This window comes from Bacteroidales bacterium (assembly GCA_018334875.1).
Classification (GTDB): Bacteria; Bacteroidota; Bacteroidia; order Bacteroidales; family UBA12077; genus JAGXLC01.
In genome coordinates this window covers 25,567-32,414 of the sequence record JAGXLC010000015.1, presented here as the reverse complement: position 1 = coordinate 32,414, position 6,848 = coordinate 25,567, and the positions used below count along the sequence as shown (strand labels likewise).

Annotated in this window: 5 protein-coding genes; 1 reads left to right on the top strand and 4 read right to left on the bottom strand. The window is 42.1% G+C overall.

Features of this window, described 5'->3' with window-relative positions:
* From KGY70_02695 to KGY70_02685, 3 genes are all read right to left on the bottom strand, one after another.
* Positions 1–1,119, bottom strand: a 1,119-nt coding sequence (locus tag KGY70_02695; GenBank protein ID MBS3774073.1) for a P1 family peptidase, incomplete at its 3' end; no start/stop codon positions are given.
* A gap of 247 nt (positions 1,120–1,366) precedes the next feature.
* Positions 1,367–2,704 carry a GIY-YIG nuclease family protein gene (locus tag KGY70_02690; GenBank protein MBS3774072.1) on the bottom strand — a complete coding sequence of 446 codons (1,338 nt, stop codon included), beginning with the start codon at positions 2,702–2,704 and terminating at the stop codon, positions 1,367–1,369.
* Between the two features lie 12 nt (positions 2,705–2,716).
* Positions 2,717–3,253 carry a hypothetical protein gene (locus tag KGY70_02685; GenBank protein ID MBS3774071.1) on the bottom strand — a complete coding sequence of 179 codons (537 nt, stop codon included), beginning with the start codon at positions 3,251–3,253 and terminating at the stop codon, positions 2,717–2,719.
* 123 nt (positions 3,254–3,376) lie between these two features.
* Here KGY70_02685 and KGY70_02680 point away from each other — a divergent pair, with 123 nt between their 5' ends.
* Positions 3,377–3,814 (top strand): hypothetical protein, encoded by a 438-nt coding sequence (locus tag KGY70_02680; GenBank protein ID MBS3774070.1) that lies wholly within the window; start codon positions 3,377–3,379, stop codon positions 3,812–3,814.
* A 64-nt stretch (positions 3,815–3,878) separates the two neighbouring features.
* Here the strand turns inward: KGY70_02680 and uvrA are convergent, their stop codons facing one another.
* On the bottom strand, positions 3,879–6,713 hold the full coding sequence (gene uvrA / locus KGY70_02675) for an excinuclease ABC subunit UvrA (protein MBS3774069.1): 2,835 nt from the start codon (positions 6,711–6,713) through the stop codon (positions 3,879–3,881).
* Positions 6,714–6,848 lie beyond the last annotated feature (135 nt).

Genomic DNA, 6,848 nt, shown 5'->3' with positions numbered 1-6,848 from the left:
TTTCACTACATTATACCTCTCCAGTATCTTCATCACTCTATTCACCGGCAACGCCTCAACGGTGCGGCCATCCCGGCCTTTCATATCTTCTGCAGCAAACAGGGAATTCAGTATAGCTTCCTCCGTAGCCTCGATGGTTGCCATAAACAAAGGCGACATCGCATCATTCCTCAGCACCTTTCCGGAATTGAAGCGATCTTCCTTTCTGTAAGGAATTCTGAGCTCTTCAGCCGTGGAAAAAGCAACCACATAATCGCCGCTGCCGTTTGAGCTGATCCCTCCGGTTCTGGCCATACCGAGCATCGCCCGTTTCGCCATTCTTTCCAGATTTCTGGAATCTACCGGTGCATCTGTAGCCAATACAATCATGCAGGAGCCGTTGGGATCGTCATTCAATTCATCGCTCATATAATGCCGGTTTAGTTCTTTTCCCACGGGTGCCCCTGCAATCTGGAGCACACCCCCGAAATTGGTCTGTACCAATACTCCCACAGAATAACCACCTCTTTCCTCAGGTAGCACACGTGATGAGGTGCCGATACCACCTTTAAAACCAAAACACATGGTCCCTGTTCCGGCACCCAAATTACCCTCCTCTACCTTCCCGCCTTTGGCGCTTTCAATGGCCTTCAGCACATGTTTTTTCTTAACATGCCTTCCCTGAATGTCATTTAACCAGCCATCATTGGTCTCCCCTACCACCGGATTTATCGATTGCACTTCCCGGTTTGCCTTAAACGACAATGCATGATCAATAAGCGCATCTGCAGCAGTGGGAACCGCGAGAGTATTGGTCAGAATAACCGGTGTTTCAATGTTTCCCAGTTCCCTTACCTGCGTACTACCTGCAAGCTTGCCAAAACCATTGCCCACATGAATGGCTCCGGTGACCTTTTCCTGGAAGATATTGCCCGGATGAGGAAGGATAGCTGTGACGCCGGTACGAACTTCCCCACCTTTTTTGAGTGTAACATGACCGACCCGAACGCTCTGGACATCGATGATGGCATTATAATTACCGGGTTTTAGTACCCCAACTTCAATGCCTCGTTCACGGGGACGTTTGTCCTGGCTATAAGAGCAGGGAGACCAGCCACAAAAAAATAAAATGAACGCCATAAAATACAGGAATATAAAAAATTTTGGATATATAATCCGGTTCACCAATAAATCAAATTTCTTGTTGCGCATTTTATTTGGGTTATGTATGATGGGTACAAAAATATGTCTTGCCTTACCAATATAAGCGTTTATTACAAATTTATCAAATAAAAACGTTCGCTTAACTATAAAAGGATCAGTCAAGCCGCTCTAATCCTTTGTTTTTTGCATATTCCAAAGATTAAAACACCAACTCAATGGAATCTTAATAGCCAATGATGGTATTTACTTTCCGGGTTCTAAGATAATTCCGCAAAATTCTGTACACATCCTGATTTGGGGGATATGAGCGGATTACATCATGCAATAAATCAGGATTTAATCCATCCATGCCGGCATCGATGAATCCGTACCCGGCATAACGTCCGTTTTCAATCTTTATCACCGCTTTTTCATCTTCTGTACGTCCGTTTTCCACTATGAAGACATTTTCATGATCCAGGTCGTATTTCCTGATAGCCTGGTATGCCCTCATATTATAAGATTCCGGGGGTTCTTCCTGAATACAGGCACCCCGGCAGGAAGAGACATGATAATAGAAACAGGCCCCTTCCGTCTCATACAAACCACAAAGCTTCTGGCACAAATTATGACGTTCACACAAACCAAACAAAAATTCCTTTGCTTCCCGGTGGGAGTTGAATGTGGTCAACAAACCTTCCTCTATGCTGAATTTTTCTATTTTCAAACGAATATAACCATTTGTATCCTCAGAATGATATATACCAAAATCTGAGGAAGATCTCCTCTGTCGTCGGTTATACAAAGGTTTTTGTTCCTTTATCTCGTGTGATTCTTTCAGCAAAGCCACAAGCTCACTTCCGGTTACCTCATAATTGATATCCCCGATCTGTTCAATCATATTACTAGCCCGACGGGAAGGAGATTCCTGAAAGTGGCTCAATACCCTGGATTTTATATTTTTACTCTTGCCTATATAGATGACCTCATGTTGATGATTCAAAAAATAATACACGCCTGTTTCTTCAGGGAGATTCTGTAATATAGACATATCGGATATTGGAGAACGTATCTTACTCTTTGCGCCATTTTCAAAGCTCATAAGGTGTTGAAAGAGAATCGCAGTTGCCCGGGCATCACCATAGGCACGATGCCGGTTATCGACCCCGAATCCAAGTTCCCGGCATAAATTACCCAGGCTGTATGACTTCTTTCCGGGAAGCAATTTGCGGCTGAGCTTTAGTGTGCACAGCTTCTTCATTTTAAAATCGTATCCCAGTTCAGCAAATTCGCTTTGCACAAAACGATAATCAAAATTCACATTATGGGCCACAAAGGTTTTTCCTTCGGTCATCAAAACAATATCGCGGGCAATCTCCCAAAATTTCGGAGCCTCTCTAACCATACCATTGGTAATACCGGTAAGGCGTGTAATATGGGCGGGTATGCTTTTCTCAGGATTGATCAGTGTATAAAACTCATCCACAACTTGCTTTCCGTTGTGTATAACCAGGGCGATATCGATTAATTTTTCGTATTTGGGGCTCAGGCCGGTAGTCTCAACATCAACAATGGCATACATGACAGGGATATTTTATTCATAATGATCTTCTTCTGTTTTGTTGCGGAGCATGCGAATCAATTCTCTTGTCAGCACTTTTTTGTGATCATCCATTTCAGGGAGCCGGTCTTTTAGTTTGTGAATCCGCTCTTCGAGTAAATCTTTTGACAAGTCCCTGGTTGAATTTTCGATAACGGTAAAGGCATCCAATGCGATTAAATAATCATACTGAATGAAAACATCAATAAATTCATCGATAAAATCGGAATAATCCAGGCCATTCTTCCAGCATGCCGCTACAAGATAGGAAAGCAGAGTTTTCTGTTTGTTTGTTCTGATTGCCTGAGCCAATTCCTTAGCAGAAGCCTGAGTCTTCAGATTGTTAAGTATCTCCAGTATTTGACTTTTAACCTCTTTTTTATTGGTCCGTCTCAAAAGTCCTATTAAGTCGGGAATTAATGCAGAAGTTCCCGATTTCTTCACTTCCTGAAGTGTAGATGCCAGGATTTTGGTGTCATTGCTGCTCAATCCTGACCTCATCTCTCTGAATTTCTTTTGATAATCTTCCATAACACCATCCCGTTTTTTCTTACGATACAAAAATATAACAATTTACAGAACTGAAACTTTACAGGTACTTTTACGTTAAAATAATGTGTCAAATTGTTTGTAAATAAAGGATGGAGTTCCGTTATGAAAAAATTTTATGCTTTAATACTTCTTTTGATGGCGTTCATAATGGCTCCGACTAATGGTAAAAGTCAATGCAAACCTTTTGCAAAAAAGGTTTGTGAAAAAGAGCTCACTCCATATATTCATGATGGCAATTATCATGTATCCATTCTTTCTGAAGGAGAAACCGCAAAAATATATAAAACACTCGATGCCCATAAAAATTACCGCATATATGTTTGTGGCTCTGAAAACATTCCCGGAATCCATTTCCAGGTAAAGGATAGGAACCAAACTGTGATTTACGACAATAAAAATGACGATTATAAAACCAAATGGGATTTCGTACCCGATTCAAGCCAGGAAGTGCTTATATCTCTTAAGGTAGATAACAGCACAAAGGAAAGCGAGATTCCTGTCAGCGGGTGTGTATCGGTCATGATTGGTGTCAAAGATTAATATTCACAATAAAATCAGTAAAGCTCGGTATGTATAAGGATTATCAGCTTTTTTTGATGGTTTATCATCCTTTGGCTGCCTTTGCCCCTAATTTTTCCGAAAGATATCCCCCGGTGAATGATTGTGTGTTATCTGCTACCTCCTCCGGTTCTCCCTGGCATACAATATAACCTCCTCCTTCACCGCCTTCCGGTCCGAGATCTATGATCCAGTCTCCCGATTTAATCACTTCCATATTGTGCTCGATCACAACAACAGTATGACCTTTTTGTATCAGTTTATTGAACGATTTCAGCAGGTTGGAGATGTCGTAATAGTGCAGGCCCGTAGTGGGCTCATCAAATATAAAAAGCGTGGGTGTATTCTGACTTTCCGTGCTTAAAAATGAAGCCAGCTTTACCCTTTGGCTTTCTCCGCCGCTCAGTGTGCTTGATGACTGACCCAGCTTCAGGTAACCCAGCCCCACTTCCTGCAGTATAGAAAGCTTCCTGACTACCTTATCTTCCTGGGTACCCTTCTTGCCACCGAAAAAGTCAATGGCTTCATTAATGGTCATCTCCAGAACCTCATAAATATTCTTTTCCCTGTAATTCACTTCCAGCACTTCCTCCTTAAAGCGCATGCCATTGCAGGCTTCGCAGGTCAATGTGATGTCCGGCATAAATTGCATTTCCACTTGAATCACTCCTTCACCCTGACATTCTTCGCATCTTCCGCCCGGAGTATTGAAAGAAAAATGAGAAGCCTTAAAGTTATTGATCTTTGCGCTTTGTTGGCTGGCAAACAATTTCCTGATCTCATCATAAGCTTTTATATAGGTCACCGGGTTAGAGCGTGAAGATTTTCCAATGGGGTTCTGGTCAACATATTCCACATCATACAGCAGGTTCAAATCTCCTGTAAGTTCATCGTATTTTCCGGCTTTTTGTCCAACTGCCTTATAATACCTGTTCAATGCCGGGGTGAGGATGCTCTTGACCAGTGAAGATTTTCCCGAACCGCTCACTCCGGTGATCACTGTTATAATATTAAGAGGAAACCTGACATCAATGCCTTTCAGATTATTTTCCCGGGCTCCTTTCACTTCAATATAATTGTTCCATTTTCTCCTTTGTCCGGGTACCTCTATATAATCTTTTTTAAGCAGGAACTGACCGGTATAGCTTTCGGGCACCTTTTTGATCTCCTCCGGGGTGCCCTGAAATACCAGCTCTCCTCCAAGCCGGCCGGCAAGGGGACCCAAATCAACAATCTGATCTGCCGAGCGTATGATGTCCTCATCATGCTCAACTACAATAACCGTATTCCCTATCTTCTGAAGCCTTTTCAACACATTGATCAATCTGTTATTGTCTCTGGGATGCAGACCGATGCTGGGTTCATCCAGAATGTACATGGAACCCACCAAGCTGCTGCCCAGGGAAGTGGCAAGATTGATCCGCTGCGATTCACCTCCTGACAATGTGGATGAAAGGCGGTTCAGGGTTAAATAACCCAAACCAACTTCCAAAAGGAACCTAAGTCTGCTTTGTATTTCATTAAGGATACGTTCTGCAACCTTTGCTTCGTATTCATCCAGTTCAATCTGAGCAAAAAATTGGTACAACCGGTCTATTGGCATTAAAACGAGATCAGGGAGCGATTTTCCGCTTACCTTTACATAAGAAGCCTCCTTTTTAAGACGGGTACCATTACATTCGGGACAAACCGTTTTTCCCCGGTACCTGGAAAGCATCACCCGGTATTGTATCTTGTATTTTTTTCTTTCCAGATGTCGAAAAAAGGCATTTAAACCATGAAAGTAAGGATTTCCGGTCCACAATAAATTTTTCTGTTCTTCGGAAAGCTGAGAATAAGGTTTATGTATAGGAAAATTAAATTTATCCGCATGTCTTATGAGTTGATTTTTCCATTCCTGCATTTTTTCTCCCCGCCAGCAAGCAATGGCATCATCGTACACTGAAAGCCTTTTATTGGGAACCACCAAATCTTCATCTATCCCGATGATCTTCCCGTAACCTTCACATTTGGGGCAGGCACCAATCGGATTGTTAAAGCTGAACATGTTTTCTGTTGGCTCTTCAAAGCTGATGCCGTCCAGTTCGAAGCGATTGGAAAAACTTCTCGTCTCGATGATATCCTGATCTCCAAGCACCTTTACTATACACTCCCCCTCGCCTTCGGAGAAGGCTATCTGAACCGAATCAGCGATTCTTGATTGCGAATCTTCATCATATTTCACCTTGATCCGGTCGATAACCACGTTAAAATTCGTAAAATCTTCTTCTTTATGGGAGTCATTAGCCAAGAGGTCTCTGATTTTATAAAATTTCCCGTCTTTTTCCAGGCGGGTAGTGCCCTGATTGGCCAAAATATCCAGATAATTCTTCATATCGCCTTTCCTGGGGGGGCTGAGTGAAGAAAGAATTACCAGCTTCTGATTTTCAGGAAATTTAAAAATATAATCCACAACATCGGTAACTGTATCCCTTTGAACAAGATTCCCGGAGACCGGTGAAAAGGTTTTGCCGATCCGGGCGTATAACAACTTCAGGTAATCGTACACTTCGGTGGATGTACCTACCGTAGAGCGGGGATTTCTTGTGTTGACCTTTTGTTCTATGGCAATGGCCGGAGGTAGCCCATGGATATACTCCACATCGGGTTTTTCAATCCGACCTAAAAATTGTCTTGCATAGGATGACAAACTTTCAACGTATCGTCTTTGGCCTTCAGCATAAAGGGTATCGAAAGCAAGAGAAGACTTGCCCGAGCCCGAAACCCCCGTTATTACGATAAACCGATCACGAGGGAGGTTAATGTCAACGTTTTTAAGATTGTGGACTCGCGCTCCTTTAACAATTATTTGAGGAACATGATTGCCTGATCGCTCTGGCATGATTATTGAAAATTCATTATAGGTAAAAGATTGCAAAATTACAATATGTTTGATTAATTATTTTGAATTCCGGAAAATTTTTATTTATTTGCATAAAATCTAAACCAGAAGTATGCAATAATTGTTTAATAAACA

Coding starts and splice junctions, on each gene's coding strand:
- KGY70_02690 (MBS3774072.1), bottom strand. CDS start 2,704: ATGTATGCCATTGTTGATGTTGAGACTACCGGCCTGAGCCCCAAATAC.
- KGY70_02685 (MBS3774071.1), bottom strand. CDS start 3,253: ATGGAAGATTATCAAAAGAAATTCAGAGAGATGAGGTCAGGATTGAGC.
- KGY70_02680 (MBS3774070.1), top strand. CDS start 3,377: ATGAAAAAATTTTATGCTTTAATACTTCTTTTGATGGCGTTCATAATG.
- uvrA (MBS3774069.1), bottom strand. CDS start 6,713: ATGCCAGAGCGATCAGGCAATCATGTTCCTCAAATAATTGTTAAAGGA.